This is a genomic window from Nocardia sp. NPDC004260 (assembly GCF_053603155.1).
In genome coordinates this window covers 59,553-74,670 of record NZ_JBSGEZ010000011.1, presented here as the reverse complement: position 1 = coordinate 74,670, position 15,118 = coordinate 59,553, and the positions used below count along the sequence as shown (strand labels likewise).

Below are 15,118 nucleotides of genomic sequence, written 5' to 3'. Positions count from 1 at the left end.
TTTCCCTGCGGGGTCATTGCGTATCGGGGGAATGAATTGCGAGACGCGGAATTATCGTTGCGAGTCACGTGCCGGAACGAGTTATTATTTCGTTATGGAAATAAAGGTGTGTTGTGCTTTACGTGATGCAAACTATGCCGAAAGGTGAATACTCGGATCGGATCCGCTGGACTGACGAAGCACCGTGATGGTTTTCGAATCAATTCGAGGTCTTTGGTGAAGTCCGTCGCGCCACGCATGGCGGCGTCGTATGGCTCCGCCGGAGGCCGGCGATATGAGCATCGGAGGACCGCATCATGGCATCATCGACCGACGACCGATATATCCGCTACCTGCGACGTGCTGTGCTCTGGGCACTCGCCACCGGAGCGGCCGCACTCATCGGCGTGTTGTGCAACGCAGGGGAGGCATCGGCCCAGCCGGTGACCATTCCGGGCGTGGGAACGTTCGAGATTTCCGACTACATTCCCCTGAACAACGCCATACTCCCCGTCACCGAATCTCCGGTGACCGCAGGGTTCTCGGATATCGAGAACATCGCTAGTACCCCGGGTCCGCGGATCGAGATCGCGCCTGCCGCGCTCGGCCCGGCGATCGAGTTCCCGGTTTCGGTGAACATTCCCGTAATCGAGCTGCCGCTACCGACGACTGTGCCCGCGATCGAGATCCCACTGATCGGCGTGCTTCCGGAGATCGAGATCCCTTTCCTCGGCGACCTCCCGCAGATCATGCCTCGGGCGCCTACTCCGCCCGCCGCGGTGATACCGCAGAGGACCGCCGGTGAGATGGCCGTCGACGCGGCACGAACCAAACTCGGTTCCGACTACAGCTATGGCGCCGTCGGCCCGGACTCCTTCGATTGCTCCGGGCTGGTGCAGTGGTCCTACGAGCAGGCCGGCGTGGAGCTGCCACGCACCAGCTACGACCAGCTCGCCGCCGGAACGCCGGTACCGCTCGACGAATTGCGCCCCGGCGACATGGTCTCGTTCTACGGCGGAAGCCACTCCGCCCTCTACGTAGGCGACGGCAAAGTCATCCACGCATCGACATACGGCACGGGTGTGACCACTTCCCCCCTCTCTTCGATGCCGGTGACAGGCGCCCGCCGATTCTGATTCCTCCGGTGCAGCCGCACCGCAGTTCGCAGGTCAGGGAGAGACCGCCGCCGCTTCCAGTGCGGCCAGCGTCTCGGCATCCGGCCAGTGGCGGATTTCGTAGCGGCGAGGTGAGAGATCCGGGACCGGAGTGAGGCCGGTCAGTCCGACGACAGCATCGAACGGGACCTCGAAAAGACGCTCCAGTTCACCTCGGTCGTCACGGCAGAAGGCGACGTAGTCGGCCTCCGGGAGCAAGTAGTCGACACCCTCCCCCCAGACGGTGATCGTGAAGGGACCGTTGTCGCCGTGGCCGTACATGACCGAACCGACATAGGCGGACTCGAGGTCATAGGGCGTGAATTCCAGATCGCGCTCGACGATCTCGTTGAGAATCTGAGCTTGCGCGTCGTATTCGGTGACCGCCAAACCGCATCGGGCCCGCTGCACGGCGGGCAGGTGGCGGTGCGCGGGTGAACGATCGAGCGGAATGACCGCGCCACTGTCGTCCACGGTGTAACCCTGTGGCGAGACCGGCCGGGACGCGTCACGGTACTGCTCTTCCACCACCTCGAAGATCGGCTCGAGATCGTCCGCACCGGTCGCGATGATGAGCGTGTCGACATCGGGCATGAAGACGACAGGTGGTCGGGTCCCGAAGCCGGAACCGGCGAGCCAGCCGGGGACCAGTGGCCACGATGTGCAGTAGCCGTCGCCGTCGTCGACGAATTGCAGGATGCCGTCTTCCTCGATGTCGGTGAAACTGACTATCGCGCCGAGGTTCTCGCGCGCCGCCGCGAAAACCTCCTCGGGACTCACGTCCCATTCGCGCAACGACGCGTAGGTAACGATCGACCGGGTGTGGGGCATATCGATGGCGACCATCTCGTCCACGAATGGAAACGCGGAGCGAGCGATCGGCCGTGATTCCGGTTCGACCCCCGCGCCGAAGCTGTTGGGACGCAATACCGGCCGCAGCATGGACCGCACCGAAGGCCAACCCGGCGCGGGGGCGCGTAGTTCACGCACGGCGTCGCAGTGCTGTGCGACCCGGACATCGCGCTCCGTGGCATCGAGCTCACGCGTTTCCCGAAAGATGTTGTGCAGGTCGAGAAACAGATCGCCGATCCGTATCGCGAACTCGTCCTGGTCGTATTCGACATCGGTTTCGCCCAGCGCCGCCAGATGCTGCATGACGAGCGCGGCGAAGGCGGCGGCTTCGTTTTCGATATTCTGCACGCGGCCACGGTAGTCGCGAAGTCCCGCGGTCACCCGGCGGTGGCTTACCGCGTGAGGGGACCGTGCCGATCCAGGTGCAGATAGGTGTAGCCGGTGACGAGCAGGCACACGACTGTCGCGGTGATCAGCATGGCCCAGCCGGCGACCAGCAGGCTCAGCAGTCCGCCGAGCAGCGCGCCGAGCGAGAAACCGGCATAGAGCAGGAAGTACCCGAGCCAGTCCGCGTAGTCGCCACCGCTGAGGTGGCGTTCGATGCCTTGACCCAGCTTGACGAGTGTCCCGGTGACGTAGCTGAGCGGTATGGAGACCTCACCGTTGCGGACGAACGATGTGTTGAGCGCGCCGACGCCGAAGGCGACGAACAAGATCGGCAGCAGACCGATCGGCTTGCTGGACGTCTGGTATTCGAGCAGGTCGACGGCCGAGGCCAGCGCCAGGCAGACAGTGGTGAGCAGAGTGGGCCCGTGTGGGTGCCCGGACCAGTAGCGTCTGCGGCACCATGAGGCCACCATGACACCGGACAGGAAGGACATCAGCAATCCCGCGGCCGCCAAACCCATGTCCGATTCGTCGTGAAAGTACCCGAGGACGGCCCGTTCGGTATTGCCCGTCATGAAAGTGACGAAATAGCCGGCGGTATGCATGACCGCCGCCGCACCGATCAACCCGGCGAGTGCCGCCAGGACCCAGGACAGTCTGGCTTCGGAATCGAAAAGTGCCTTCTTGCGACTTTCTTCCAGTTCCGGCACAGGTCGAACTCCTTCCGGTACGGCGCGGCAGTTCAGTCAAGCAGCCTCGTCGGCGGAATCGGCTTACGCAGGGCCGACCGTTGCTCATAGATCGCCGGCATTCCGGGCACGTACGCGCTATCGAAGCGCCGTTTCACCCTGGTCGGCGGGCCGTCGTCCGGACCGAGCCCTCCCGAGCGAGTCGCTGCTCGGTTACCGTGCTGAGGTGGATACTCTGCTCGACTTCCTGCTGACCGAGCCGGTGGCGGCCGCGCCGCTCGATGATGTCGCCGCGGCGTGGACGCGACATCGCGTGGCGGCGAATCGTTTCGAGCAGCCGGTGGAGGTGTCGATCGCGGGTGGCTTCGGAGCCGACCGGCTCGGGTTCGCCTTCCTGTCCGGCTACCAGGAAGCGCTGCGGACGCTGATTCCGGACCTGCCGGACGACGACCTGGTCGCGATGTGCGCCACCGAGGAAGGCGGCGGTCACCCCGCCGCGATCCGCACCACGCTCACCGAGCGGGACGGGGTCTGGCTGCTCGACGGCACCAAGTCGTTCGCGACCATGGGCTCTTACGCGCGACAGCTGGTGGTGATCGCCAGTGTCGGCACGGCGCCGGACGGGCGGAACCGGTTGCGCGCCTGCACGGTCGAGACGAGGGAACCAGGCGTGCGCCTGACCGATCATCCCGCGCTGTCGTTCGCGCCCGAGGTCCCGCACGCGTCGGTCGTGCTGACCGGCGTGCCGGCGCTGCCGCTTCCCGGTGACGGATATCTGGACTACCTCAAGCCGTTCCGGACGATCGAGGACATCCACGTGCTGGCCGCCACGCTGGGCTGGCTGGTGCGGGTGGCTCGGGTGTCGCAGTGGCCGCGCGCTAGTCGGCAACGCCTGTTGACACTGGTGGCCGCCGTGCGCGGCCTGGACATCGATGCGCCGGCTGCTGCCGGGGTGCACATCGCCCTCGGCGGGGTCTTCGATTCGTTCGGTGACGTGCTGGCCGAACTCGAGCCTTTGTGGCATTCCGCCGACCCCGTGACACGGCAGCGGTGGGAGCGTGACCGGCCATTGCTCGCCACCGCCGGGCGCGTGCGCGCGCAACGCCTCACCGCCGCGTGGCGGGCGGTGGAACCGGGCGACGGCCGAGCGGGGACAGGGGCCTGACCTGGTCCGAAATGGGGAGCGGGCCTCGGCGAAGGGGGGGAGTTAGCCGAGGCCCGCGTAGGGTCGGCCCGGGGGGGAGGGGCCGACGAGAACGATGCTACTCGATGATGTGGGTTTGTGGGTGCGGGGGGACGGCCGCGCTCCAAGTTTTTTTTGGGTGGGCTTACTTGCTGGATGTCGCATGGCAGTTGTGCCTGGCTCCCCGGTCACCCACGCCATTCCTGCCTGTTGGCCCAGTGTTTGCCAAAAGTATTGTAAAGCAAGCGTTTCCATGGATGTACGGCAGCATGACCTGCTGTGGATACGCGTTGCGAACAACATGCCGACCGGTCGCCGAAGAATGGAATCTACGAGAGCGTTCGGGCGTGTCTGCCATTCGGGGCGTGCCGCCGCCCCGCGCAGGGGCCGAATGTGTCGTACCCCGATGCGAACATGTGTTCGTGATCACCGACTGGACTGTTCGCGCGGAGCGCCCCCGCTCGCCGCGACAACGCGCATGCGAATTTCCGTCATCCGAGTACGGGACCTCGGCGATTCGGGTAGTCCGCTACGCGCGCTCAGATACCCGTACGCGCGGGATCATCGAACCGGTCGCATTCCGATCCGGTACCCCCGAGCACCGACCGGATCGGAATGCGGCCTTCTCGCGTTGCACGAGTCGTCCTTCCAGGGCAGACAGGTCTCCGGAAACAAATCGGATGAAATTATCGGCGAGCGGGACAATACTGTGCCGGGTATCGGCCGGTGATCCGATCCAGCGAATTGATCGGCGCCCGGGGCTCCCGGGGTCGCACTCATTCGCATCGAACTCGTCAACTTCAGGAGAATCATGCCCGACGCAATAGTCGCCGAGGGTCTGGTCAAACGATACGGCCAGCTGGTGGCCCTCGACGGACTCGATCTGCGAGTCCCGGAAGGCACCGTCACCGCACTACTCGGACCCAATGGCGCAGGCAAGACCACCACCGTCCGCGTGTTCACCACCCTGCTTGTCCCGGACGCCGGACACGCGACGGTCGCCGGAATCGATGTGCTGCGCGATCCGCAGGCGTTGCGTTCCCGCATCGGGGCGTCGGGACAGTATGCCGCGGTCGACGAATACCTCACCGGTTTCGAGAATTTGGAAATGGTGGGACGTCTTTATCACATGGGGGTGCAGCGAAGTAAGGAACGCGCGCGCGAATTGCTCGATCGATTCCGGCTCACCGACGCCGCGGACCGGCCGGTCAAGGGTTACTCCGGCGGCATGCGCCGTCGCCTCGATCTGGCGGGCGCGTTGGTCGCGAACCCTCCCGTGCTGTTCCTCGACGAGCCCACCACCGGACTGGACCCTCGTGCGCGCCTGGATCTTTGGGACGTCATCGAAGAACTGGTCGCGGGTGGGACAACGTTGCTGCTCACCACCCAGTACATGGAGGAGGCTGATCGGCTCGCCGATTCGATCGCGGTGATCGACCACGGCAAGGTGATCGCCAAGGGCACCGCGGACGAACTCAAGACCATGGTCGGCGGGGACCGCATCGAGTTGACCGTCGATCGCGTGGACAATCTCGCGACGGCCGAGGCCGCGCTGAAGAGTTTGGCGGACGGGGAGATTCATCTCGAACCGGGGTTGCGCCGGATCATCGTCCCGGTCTCCGACGGGTCGCAGGCACTTGTGGAGGCAGTGGGGCGGCTGGCCGAGCACGGCGTGCAGATCCACGACGTCGGTCTGCGCCGCCCGTCGCTGGACGACGTCTTCCTCACCCTCACCGGTCACGAGGCGGAGGCGATCGCCGCCGGTGACGCGGCGAACGACGAACTGGGAGCTACGGAAGGAACGATCCGATGACCGCCACCGCCCCGGTCCTGGGCAGGCCCTCGCTGGGCGCGCGACTGTCCATAGTGGTCAGCGACAGTGTGACCATCGCGAAACGCAACGTCATCAAGATCAAGCGGGTACCCGACGTCCTGATCTTCTCCACGCTCTCGCCGATCATGTTCGTGCTGCTGTTCGCCTATGTCTTCGGCGCGGCCATCGACGTGCCAGGTCTCTCCGGGGGATATCGCGAGTTCCTCATCGCGGGCATCTTCGCGCAGACCGTGGTGTTCGGTGCGACCTTCACCGGTGCGGGGCTGGCCGAGGACATGCAGAAGGGCATCATCGACCGATTCCGCTCGCTGCCGATGGCCTCGTCGGCGGTGCTGGTCGGCCGCACGATCAGTGATGTGGTGATCAACGTTGTCAGCCTGACCGTCATGTCGCTGACCGGCCTGCTGGTGGGTTGGCGCATCCGCGGTTCGTTCCTGGACGCGGTGCTGGCCTACATCCTGTTGCTGCTGTTCGCCTACGCGGTGTCCTGGATCATGGCCGTGGTGGGGCTGCTGGTGCGGGCGCCGGAGGTGTTCAACAACGCCAGCTTCATGGTGATCTTCCCGCTCACGTTCATCGCCAACACGTTCGTCCCCAGCGAGAAACTGCCCACCGTCCTGCGGGTGATCGCGGAATGGAACCCGGTGTCCGCGTTGACCCAGGCGACACGTGAGCTGTTCGGGAACACGAGCCCGCTCGCGCCGACGCCGGATGCCTGGTCGTTGCAGCACCCGGTGATCACCTCGCTGGCCTGGGTGGTGGTGATCCTGGTGGTGTTCGTGCCGCTGGCCCTGCGTCAGTACAAGAAGACGGTCAGTCGCTGATTCGCCGCTTTGTCGTCAGTGCTCGGTCTCCACGCCGGTCTCCGCCAATGGAGTCGGCGTGGAGCCGTTGCGGGAGTATCCGATGCGCGGCGGCGCGGGCGCGGGTTCCGGCGGCTGCGGCCGCCGGGTGCGGGCCAGATAGGCCACGCCACCCGCCAGCGCGACGGCGACGGCGAGAAGGAGCCGATTACGTGAACGCGACGAGACATGCAGGCGCCCAGAGGTCATTGGACCACTCTATGCACAGCCCGGTGATTCGCGCAGGAGGCCCAGCTCACAGCACGGTCCGGCCCAGTTCCGCGGCCGCGTCGCCGACCGTGGCACGATGGGCGGCGTGACCTCACCGAATCAGACATCCGTGGCAACGCTGCACACGAATCACGGCGATATCAAGCTCGCGCTTTTCGGTAACCACGCGCCCAAGACGGTCCGCAACTTCCTAGGTCTCGCCGACGGTTCGGCTCCGTACACCACCGCGAACGCCAGCGGAGGCAACAGCGGTCCGTTCTATGACGGCGCCCTTTTCCATCGCGTGATGGCCGGTTTCATGATTCAAGGTGGCGATCCCACCGGGACCGGTCGCGGCGGCCCCGGCTACGAATTCGGCGACGAGTTCCACCCCGAGCTGCGGTTCGACCGTGGCTACCTGTTGGCGATGGCCAATGCGGGGCCGGGCACCAATGGCTCCCAGTTCTTCATCACCGTTCGTCCGCAGCCGCACCTCAACCGCAAGCACACCATCTTCGGTGAAGTCGTGGACCCGGAATCCCGGAAGGTCGTCGACGCCATCGCGACCACCAGGACCGATCACAACGACCGGCCCCTGGAGCCCGTCGTCATCACCAAGATCACGATCGAATGAGACTATGAATCCCCAGCCGCCCGCACCCACCTGCGTCCGCCATCCGAATCGCCCGACCGGCCTGGCCTGCACGCGGTGCGGGCGGCCGTCCTGTGCGGAGTGCCTGCGACCCGCGGCCGTCGGCCAGCACTGTGTCGACTGTCTGCGCGCGGATCAGCGCGACGCCGCGCCGGTGCGGACGGTCTCGGGCGCGGCAGCGCCCCGGATGTCCGCACCCTATGTGACCTATGCGCTGATCGCGCTCAACGTGGTGATCTACGCGATCACCGCGGCGCAGGCCAAGAGCCTGATGGACAACCAGCGCGGCTCCGCGCTGTTCTTCGACTGGGTGCTGTTCGCACCGGCGGTCGCGGACGGTGAATGGTGGCGGGTGCTCGGTTCCGGGTTCCTGCACTACGGTCCCATCCACCTGCTGCTGAACATGTTCGCGCTGTATGTGGTGGGCCGGGATGCCGAATTGGTGCTGGGTCGGCTGCGCTACCTGGCGGTGTACCTCGTGTCGTTGCTCGGCGGGTCCGCCGGGGTCATGCTGTTGTCGCAGAACAGTCTCACGGCGGGTGCGTCGTGCGCGGTGTACGGCCTGTTCGGTGCGATCACGATCATTCTGCTCCGGTTGCGGCAGAACCCGAATCAGATGCTGATTATCATCGGCATCAACGTGTTCATCAGCCTGTCACTGCCCGGCATCTCGCTCTGGGGTCATCTCGGCGGTCTGGCCGCGGGCACCATCGCCACGCTCGGCATTCTGTTCCTGCCGGGTTGGCTGCGAGTGCGCACTCCGCAAGCGGCACGGACGGTCGGCTGGATCGCGGTGGCGCTCGTCGCGTTCGCGGCGCTGGGGCTGGTGGCTGTCGGCGCGATCACTTCGACTGCCTGACAGCGGGATTCGCTTCACGTGAAACATTCGCGGCCGGGTTTGCCGAAGGTCCCGGCCGCGGCGTCGTCAGCGGGTCTTGTCCTGGGTGAGCCGGAGGGCTTCGACCAGGTCTTGATATACGAACTCGGGGTTGGCGCCCAGATCCCAGCGGCCGAAGATCAGCAGCCGCTCCACCCCGTCGTGCTGGACGTCGAGTTCCAGCATCGGCATCTTCCGCCCGAGACGGCGGTAGCTCACCACACGGGCGCGCACGATTTGCTCGGGGGTGTATTCGTCAGGTCCGGTCAGGGTGCGGACCACCATGCGTGGTTGCGCGCCGGGCACCACGGACAGTCGCGGGCGTTGCCGGAACCCGAGCGCGGCGAGGGCGAGCAATCCGGCCGCTGCCAGTCCTACGAGCAGGCGGCTAGCCGCATCGTTGGTGACCACCGCCGCGACGGCCAACGCGACGCCGCCCACGGCGACCGCGACGAGCGCGGAGGTCGGCGTGGTCCAGGCCAGGCTCGGCTCGTTATGGTCCGGCGAGCCGGGGACCACGGACTCCGAACTCACGGCACTCCCCAATCGCTCCTCGAGTTGTCCACAGGCTCATCCACAGGTGTGCATGAATGACACGTCTGTAATCTGCGCGATGTCGCCGCTCAGCGCCAGCGCATCGTCATGATCAGGCCCACCACCATCAGACCGAAGCCGATCAGGAAGTTCCAGGCGTTGAGATCGTTCATCCAGCTGATCTGCTCGGCCGCCAAGTAGTAGACGAGCAGCCAGGCCAGCCCGGCGAGCATGAATCCGAGCATGATGGCGACATACCAGACCGGCGACGGCCCGGCCTTCACCTTCACCGGCGTCCGGCTGGCGGGGTTGATCGTATAGTCGGTCTTCTTACGGACCTTCGACTTGGGCATGACGTCCTCGTATTCGGCGTGCAGGTCGTGGTCTCTAGGCTATCCCAACAGGTAATGGATGCGACGCGGTGCCGGGCGGGCACGTAATCTCGATGCCATGCGTGTTCTGGTCGTCGACAATTACGACAGCTTCGTCTTCAACCTGGTGCAGTACCTCGGTCAACTGGGTGTCGACGCGGTCGTCTGGCGTAACGACGATCCGAATCTGGCCGACGTCGCCGCGGTGGTCCGTGACTTCGACGGCATTCTGATCAGTCCAGGCCCCGGCACTCCGGACCGTGCGGGCGCCAGTATCCCGTTGGTGCGCGCCTGCGCGGAAGAAAATGTCCCGCTGCTGGGCGTGTGCCTCGGCCATCAGGCGATCGGGGAGGCCTTCGGCGCCACCGTCACCAGGGCTCCCGAGTTGCTGCACGGGAAGACGAGCGAGGTCTTCCACATCGGCGCGGGCGTGCTGGCCGGTCTGTCCGACCCGTTCACCGCCACGCGATACCACTCCCTCACCGTGCTCGAGGACACCCTGCCGGAGGAGATCGAGGTGCTCGGGCGCACCGAGAGCGGGATCGTGATGGCGATGCGGCATCGCACCTTGCCCATTCACGGTGTGCAGTTCCACCCGGAATCGGTGCTCACCCAGGGCGGGCACCGAATGCTGGCGAACTGGTTGGGCGTGTGCGGTGAGCGTCCCGCCGAAGGGTTGGTGCAGAAGCTGGAGGCGGAGGTCGCCGCGCTGGTGCTGCAGTGACCCGTCCGCATGTGCTCCTGTCGGTCGCGACGAGTATCGACGGGTACATCGACGACGCGAGCCCCGACCGGCTGCGCTTGTCCGACGCGGCGGACTTCGATCGGGTCGACCAGGTCCGCGCGGACTCCGACGCCATCCTCGTCGGAGCGCAGACCCTGCGCAGCGACAATCCGCGACTGCTGGTCGGGAGCGCCGAGCGCAGGGCGGCCCGTCTCGCCGCGGGCAAGCCGGAGTATCCGTTGAAGGTGACGGTCTCCGCGAGCGGCGAACTCGATCCCGAACTGCGGTTCTGGCACCACGGCGGCGGCAAGCTCGTCTACACCACCGCGGCGGGCGCGGCGAAGCTCACCACCCGGCTGAGCGGACTCGCCGACGTGGTGGATCTCGGCACCGAACTCGACTTCGGTGCGCTGTTGGACGATCTGGGCCGCCGGGGTGTCGGCCGTCTCATGGTGGAGGGCGGCACCCGCATCCATACCGCGTTCCTCGCCGCCGATCTGGCCGACGAACTGCACCTCGCGGTGGCGCCGATCCTGGTGGGTGACGTCGCGGCTCCGCGGTTCCTCGACCCGGCCGATTTCCCGGGGGCGCCCCACCGCAGGATGCGGCTGGCGGGCGTGACGCAAGTCGGCGATGTCGCCGTGCTGCGGTATCTGCCGAAGGCCGACCGGATCTGACGCCGGGGTCGTGCCACGACGAGGGGGCGACGCACCGCGGACGACGGCCCGCCGTCCGCGGCCGAGCGTCGGCTCACACACATCTCGACCGGATTGTGCCGCCCGCCCTAACTCCGTCGAGTTCGCATCGCCGGGCGGGAGCCTGGTGGCAGCCCATCCGAGAGGGCGGTGGGGTACCGCCCTCCGCAGCGGTTCGAAATCTATGGACGCCCGTAGACGGCGGTCACGAACTCGCCGAGTTGGTTATCGTCCAGATGCCTGGCCAGGTCCGCTTCGCTGATCATGCCGACCAGCCGCTTGTCCTCGATGACGGGCATGCGCTTGACCCGGTTGCTCTCCATTTCATCGAGGACTTCCTCGATGTCGGCGTTGGCATCGACCCACCGCGGCGTCGCTTCGCACAGTTCCTCGACCCGGCAGTTCGCGGGGCTCTTGCCCTGAGCGATGCACTTCACCACGATGTCGCGGTCGGTGACGATGCCGCACATCCGTTCGTTGTCGTCCGAGACGATCAGCGACCCGACGTTGAGTTCGGCCATGATGCGCGCGGCCTGCTCGACAGTCGTGTCCTTGGAGATCCACTGAACGCCGGGTTTCATGATGTCCCTGGCAGTGGTCATGAGCTACCTCCTCGTGCTCAGCTGCGCTGATTGGGATGGAGCAGCATCATTCTCCCGCAATTCACACCGGATGGTCTCGTTTTCTGGATACCGGTGACCACGCCCGATCACGGCGGACCCAGTACCCCCACACCGACCAGGATGGCGCTGTTCTTCTGGATCGAACTGCCCGCGGACGGCTGCTGGCTGAGTATGCGTCCGACATTGCCCGCGTCGAAGGTTCCCTGCGGCGACTGGCTGATCTGGCTGGTGCTGCCGGTCCAACCTTCCGCGCGCAGCTTCTCCACCGCCTGCGAGACAGTGAGGCCGAGCAGCGACGGCATCTTCAGATCGCCCGCGGACACCTGGACGGTAACCGTGGAGCCCTTCTCCGCGTTGCTGCCGCCGGCCGGGCTGGAGGCGACCACCTCGCCCTTCGGCTTAGAGGACTGCACCTCTTGCACGACGACCTTGAAACCGTTGCCCTCGATATTCGGCTGAGCCACGTCGATCGTCTGGCCGACGACGTAGGGAACGCGAACCGCTTCCGGGCCGGTGCCGATCGTGACGACGACTTCCCAGTCCACGTCGACCTTCGAACCCGGCGACGGATTCTGCTCGATCACCTGATCCTTCTCGGCGGTGCTCGACGGTTTGCGCTCGATGTTCGAGTTGATCCGCAGGCCTTTGGAATTCAACACCTGCTCGGCCTGCTCCTGGGTCAGCCCCGTGAGCTTCGGCACCTGCACTTGGGCGGGTCCGGAGGACACCTGAACCGTGACGGTGCTTCCCTCATCGATCCGCGAGCCGCCCAAGGGCTGGGTCGCGATGACGTTGCCCGTGGCGACCTTGCCGTCGGGCTTCTGCTGGATCGCCACCGTGAAGCCGAGCTTCTGCAGCGCGTCCTGCGCCTGCTGCGAGGACTTGTTGGACAGATCGGGAACGGCTACCTGGTCCGGCCTGCTGCCCGGTCCGAGCAGCACCCAGAACAAAGCGAAAGCCACGGCGACGGCCGCGACGGCGCCGAGCGCGATGTAGGCGGTTCGGCGCTGGCCGTTCGGTTCGGCCGGGTCCTGCTCTGCGGTGTCGTCGTGGCGTTCGACGGTGCGGTAGTTCCGCGGCGGAGGCTCGTCCGCGCTCATGAAGGTGGTGCGGTCCTCGTCGGTCATCACCATGGGGGCGCTGGGCTTCTGGCCGCCGAGTACCCGGATCAGGTCGGCGCGCATCTCGGCGGCGGATTGATACCGGTTGGCCGGGTTCTTGCTCATCGCCTTGAGCACGACCGAGTCCAGCTCGCGGGGCACCCCCGGGTGCACGTGCGAGGGCAGCCGCGGATCTTCCCGGACGTGCTGGTAGGCGACGGCGACCGGGGAGTCACCCGTGAAAGGCGGCTCCCCGGTGAGGATTTCGAACAGCACACAACCCACGGAGTAGACGTCCGAGCGGGCGTCCACCGTCTCTCCGCGCGCCTGTTCCGGCGAAAGGTACTGCGCGGTGCCGATCACCGCCGCGGTCTGCGTCATCGGGTTGGAGCTGTCGGCGATCGCGCGCGCGATGCCGAAGTCCATCACCTTCACCGCGCCGGACCGATTGATCATGATGTTGGCGGGCTTCATGTCGCGGTGCACGATCCCGGCCTTGTGGCTGAAATCCAAGGCGGCGCAGACGTCAGCGACGATTTCCATCGCTCGGCGCGGCGGCAGCGGCCCCTTGCCGCGCACGATGTCACGCAGTGTGTCGCCGTCGACGTACTCCATCACGATGTACGGCAGCGGGCCGCCGTCCACCTCGGCCTCACCAGTGTCGTAGACCGCGACGATGGCCGGATGATTGAGTGCGGCGGCATTCTGCGCTTCGCGCTTGAACCGCAGGTAGAACGTGGGATCGCGGGCGAGGTCCGCCCGCAGCACCTTGATCGCCACGTCGCGGCTCAGCCGGATGTCGCGGGCCTTGTGCACCTCGGACATACCGCCGAACCCGATGATCTCGCCCAGCTCGTAGCGAGACGAGAGATTCTTCGGGGTCGTCATGGCAGTCCTTGCGAAGAAGTGGCGGATCCGCTGCGAGTGGCCGAGGGCCCCCGGGCACCGGGAATCTCCGGGAATGGTAGGTCGAGAGTCGGGATGCGCGGGCGCGTTGCGGTGGCAGTGGGCGCGGTGGTCGTCGGCTTCGTCGTGCTCGGTGCCGTGGTGGTGGGCGGCGCGGTGGTCGTCGTCGGCTCCGGTGTCGTGGTCTTCGGCTCGGTGGTGGTCGGTTCGTAGGTCTCGGTTTCCACCGGCGCGGGCGCGGGCTTGGGAGTGGTCGTGGTGGCCACCGGCGGGACCGGCTTCGGGTTCGGTGCGACCGTCGCGGTCGGCGACGGTGTGGAATCCGGATTGGTGTCGCCACCGAAGAGCAGGTAGGCCGTGAGCGCGGCGAGCAGGACGGCGCCGATGCCGAGTACGGTCAGCCATTTCTGGGCAGTGGTGAACCGTTTGTCGCCACCGGGCGGTTGATCGCCCGCCGTGCCACGGCTCAGCACGGTGGCCGGAGCCGCGATCGTGCCCGCGCGATTCGCCGCGCCCACCGCGCCGGCCGCGGGCGTCGAGTAGCGCACCGTCGCCCCGTCGAAGTCGGGTGGCGTGGAAGGGATAACGGCGGTCGGGCCCGGCGGGAGCACCCGCGTGGCGCCGGTCAAGGGCGCGGCGGGATGGGTACCACTCGGCGGCGGCGGACGGCGGCCCGCGCGCACCGCGGCGACCGCGTCGGCGAACTCGCCGCCACTGGCGTAGCGGCGCGCCGGGTCCTTCTCCATCGTGATCTCGACCAGTTCGCGCACGTTGCCGGGCAGATCGGCCGGCATCGGGGGCGGCGTCTCACGCACGTGCTTCATGGCGACGGTGAGCGCGCCGTCGCCGGTGAACGGCCGCTGGCCTGCCAGCACTTCGTAGCCGACCACGGCGAGGGAGTAGACGTCGCTGGCCGCGGTGGCGTCCTCGCCGACCGCCTGTTCCGGCGCGATGTACTGCGCGGTGCCCATCACCATGCCGGTCTTGGTCACCGGGGATGCGTCCACCGCCTTGGCGATACCGAAGTCGGTGATCTTCGCCTGACCGGTCGGGGTGACCAGGATGTTGCCCGGCTTCACGTCGCGGTGCACCACGCCCGCGCGGTGCGCCACCTCCAGGGCACGGCCGGTCTGCTCGAGCAGGTCGAGGCCCTGGGCGACCGATAGCCTGCCCAGGCGGTTGAGCACCGTGTTCAGCGGCTCACCCTGGACGAATTCCATAACCAGGTAGGCGATCTCGCTGCCCTGCGGGTCGATCGTCTCGCCGTAGTCGTAGATGCCCGCGATACCGGGGTGATTCAGCTGGGCGGTGGTCTTCGCCTCGGTGCGGAATCGATGCCGGAACGTCGGGTCGGCCGAGAACTCCGACTTCAGCACCTTGACCGCGACCCTGCGGTCCAACCTGGTGTCCAGCGCTTCCCAGACCTGGCCCATGCCGCCGGTCGCGATCAGTCGCTGCAGCCGGTACCGGTCGGCGATCATCGCACCGTTGTTCAGCATCGAGGTC

The 15,118-nt window shown here is 66.5% G+C and carries 16 protein-coding genes; 8 read left to right on the top strand and 8 right to left on the bottom strand.

Annotation, left to right across the window (positions count from 1 at the left end; translation table 11 throughout):
* Positions 1–593 precede the first annotated feature (593 nt).
* Entirely contained in the window at positions 594–1,115 is a 522-nt protein-coding gene (locus ACWEO7_RS09185) for a C40 family peptidase (protein WP_452422206.1), read from the top strand.
* A gap of 33 nt (positions 1,116–1,148) precedes the next feature.
* Here ACWEO7_RS09185 and ACWEO7_RS09180 read toward each other — a convergent pair whose 3' ends face one another.
* Positions 1,149–2,333: a hypothetical protein gene (locus tag ACWEO7_RS09180; protein ID WP_452422136.1), complete on the bottom strand. Its 1,185-nt coding sequence runs from the start codon at positions 2,331–2,333 to the stop codon at positions 1,149–1,151.
* Between the two features lie 44 nt (positions 2,334–2,377).
* On the bottom strand, positions 2,378–3,082 hold the full coding sequence (locus ACWEO7_RS09175; protein WP_452422134.1) for a YoaK family protein: 705 nt from the start codon (positions 3,080–3,082) through the stop codon (positions 2,378–2,380).
* A gap of 205 nt (positions 3,083–3,287) precedes the next feature.
* On the opposite strand from ACWEO7_RS09175, the gene ACWEO7_RS09170 reads away from it, so the two are divergent.
* From ACWEO7_RS09170 to ACWEO7_RS09160, 3 genes are all read left to right on the top strand, one after another.
* Positions 3,288–4,226: an acyl-CoA dehydrogenase family protein gene (locus ACWEO7_RS09170; RefSeq protein WP_452422132.1), complete on the top strand. Its 939-nt coding sequence runs from the start codon at positions 3,288–3,290 to the stop codon at positions 4,224–4,226.
* 829 nt (positions 4,227–5,055) lie between these two features.
* A complete protein-coding gene (locus ACWEO7_RS09165; RefSeq protein WP_452422129.1) occupies positions 5,056–6,057 on the top strand; it encodes an ATP-binding cassette domain-containing protein in 1,002 nt (333 codons plus the stop codon).
* Complete coding sequence (locus ACWEO7_RS09160; RefSeq protein WP_355073401.1) at positions 6,054–6,902, top strand: ABC transporter permease; 849 nt, start codon at positions 6,054–6,056, stop codon at positions 6,900–6,902. Before ACWEO7_RS09165 ends, ACWEO7_RS09160 begins: the two co-directional genes overlap by 4 nt.
* Before the next feature lie 15 nt (positions 6,903–6,917).
* On the opposite strand, the gene ACWEO7_RS09155 is transcribed toward ACWEO7_RS09160, so the two are convergent.
* A complete protein-coding gene (locus ACWEO7_RS09155; protein WP_452422128.1) occupies positions 6,918–7,130 on the bottom strand; it encodes a hypothetical protein in 213 nt (70 codons plus the stop codon).
* 97 nt (positions 7,131–7,227) lie between these two features.
* Here ACWEO7_RS09155 and ACWEO7_RS09150 point away from each other — a divergent pair, with 97 nt between their 5' ends.
* Together ACWEO7_RS09150 and ACWEO7_RS09145 are read left to right on the top strand one after the other, a co-directional pair.
* Positions 7,228–7,764, top strand: coding sequence for a peptidylprolyl isomerase (locus ACWEO7_RS09150; RefSeq protein WP_452422126.1), 537 nt, complete (start codon positions 7,228–7,230; stop codon positions 7,762–7,764).
* A gap of 4 nt (positions 7,765–7,768) precedes the next feature.
* Entirely contained in the window at positions 7,769–8,641 is an 873-nt protein-coding gene (locus ACWEO7_RS09145; RefSeq protein WP_452422124.1) for a rhomboid family intramembrane serine protease, read from the top strand.
* Positions 8,642–8,707: 66 nt separating this feature from the next.
* On the opposite strand, the gene ACWEO7_RS09140 is transcribed toward ACWEO7_RS09145, so the two are convergent.
* Positions 8,708–9,193, bottom strand: coding sequence for a PH domain-containing protein (locus ACWEO7_RS09140; protein WP_452422122.1), 486 nt, complete (start codon positions 9,191–9,193; stop codon positions 8,708–8,710).
* 89 nt (positions 9,194–9,282) lie between these two features.
* Positions 9,283–9,546: a cell division protein CrgA gene (gene crgA, locus ACWEO7_RS09135; RefSeq protein WP_039803465.1), complete on the bottom strand. Its 264-nt coding sequence runs from the start codon at positions 9,544–9,546 to the stop codon at positions 9,283–9,285.
* 97 nt (positions 9,547–9,643) lie between these two features.
* On the opposite strand from crgA, the gene ACWEO7_RS09130 reads away from it, so the two are divergent.
* Together ACWEO7_RS09130 and ACWEO7_RS09125 are read left to right on the top strand one after the other, a co-directional pair.
* Positions 9,644–10,288: an aminodeoxychorismate/anthranilate synthase component II gene (locus ACWEO7_RS09130; RefSeq protein ID WP_452422120.1), complete on the top strand. Its 645-nt coding sequence runs from the start codon at positions 9,644–9,646 to the stop codon at positions 10,286–10,288.
* Positions 10,285–10,965 (top strand): RibD family protein, encoded by a 681-nt coding sequence (locus ACWEO7_RS09125; protein ID WP_452422118.1) that lies wholly within the window; start codon positions 10,285–10,287, stop codon positions 10,963–10,965. The genes ACWEO7_RS09130 and ACWEO7_RS09125 overlap by 4 nt, the downstream gene beginning before the upstream one ends.
* 200 nt (positions 10,966–11,165) lie before the next feature.
* On the opposite strand, the gene ACWEO7_RS09120 is transcribed toward ACWEO7_RS09125, so the two are convergent.
* The 3 genes from ACWEO7_RS09120 to ACWEO7_RS09110 form a co-directional block, all read right to left on the bottom strand.
* Entirely contained in the window at positions 11,166–11,585 is a 420-nt protein-coding gene (locus ACWEO7_RS09120) for a CBS domain-containing protein (protein WP_452422116.1), read from the bottom strand.
* A 107-nt stretch (positions 11,586–11,692) separates the two neighbouring features.
* Positions 11,693–13,594, bottom strand: a complete 1,902-nt coding sequence (pknB, locus tag ACWEO7_RS09115) for a Stk1 family PASTA domain-containing Ser/Thr kinase (RefSeq protein WP_452422114.1) — start codon at positions 13,592–13,594, stop codon at positions 11,693–11,695.
* Positions 13,591–15,111, bottom strand: a complete 1,521-nt coding sequence (locus tag ACWEO7_RS09110) for a protein kinase domain-containing protein (protein ID WP_450015889.1) — start codon at positions 15,109–15,111, stop codon at positions 13,591–13,593. The genes pknB and ACWEO7_RS09110 overlap by 4 nt, the downstream gene beginning before the upstream one ends.
* Positions 15,112–15,118: the final 7 nt, after the last annotated feature.

Coding starts and splice junctions, on each gene's coding strand:
- ACWEO7_RS09160 (WP_355073401.1), top strand. CDS start 6,054: ATGACCGCCACCGCCCCGGTCCTGGGCAGGCCCTCGCTGGGCGCGCGA.
- ACWEO7_RS09165 (WP_452422129.1), top strand. CDS start 5,056: ATGCCCGACGCAATAGTCGCCGAGGGTCTGGTCAAACGATACGGCCAG.
- ACWEO7_RS09130 (WP_452422120.1), top strand. CDS start 9,644: ATGCGTGTTCTGGTCGTCGACAATTACGACAGCTTCGTCTTCAACCTG.
- ACWEO7_RS09150 (WP_452422126.1), top strand. CDS start 7,228: ATGGGCGGCGTGACCTCACCGAATCAGACATCCGTGGCAACGCTGCAC.
- ACWEO7_RS09120 (WP_452422116.1), bottom strand. CDS start 11,585: ATGACCACTGCCAGGGACATCATGAAACCCGGCGTTCAGTGGATCTCC.
- ACWEO7_RS09110 (WP_450015889.1), bottom strand. CDS start 15,111: ATGCTGAACAACGGTGCGATGATCGCCGACCGGTACCGGCTGCAGCGA.
- ACWEO7_RS09145 (WP_452422124.1), top strand. CDS start 7,769: ATGAATCCCCAGCCGCCCGCACCCACCTGCGTCCGCCATCCGAATCGC.
- pknB (WP_452422114.1), bottom strand. CDS start 13,594: ATGACGACCCCGAAGAATCTCTCGTCTCGCTACGAGCTGGGCGAGATC.
- ACWEO7_RS09155 (WP_452422128.1), bottom strand. CDS start 7,130: ATGACCTCTGGGCGCCTGCATGTCTCGTCGCGTTCACGTAATCGGCTC.
- crgA (WP_039803465.1), bottom strand. CDS start 9,546: ATGCCCAAGTCGAAGGTCCGTAAGAAGACCGACTATACGATCAACCCC.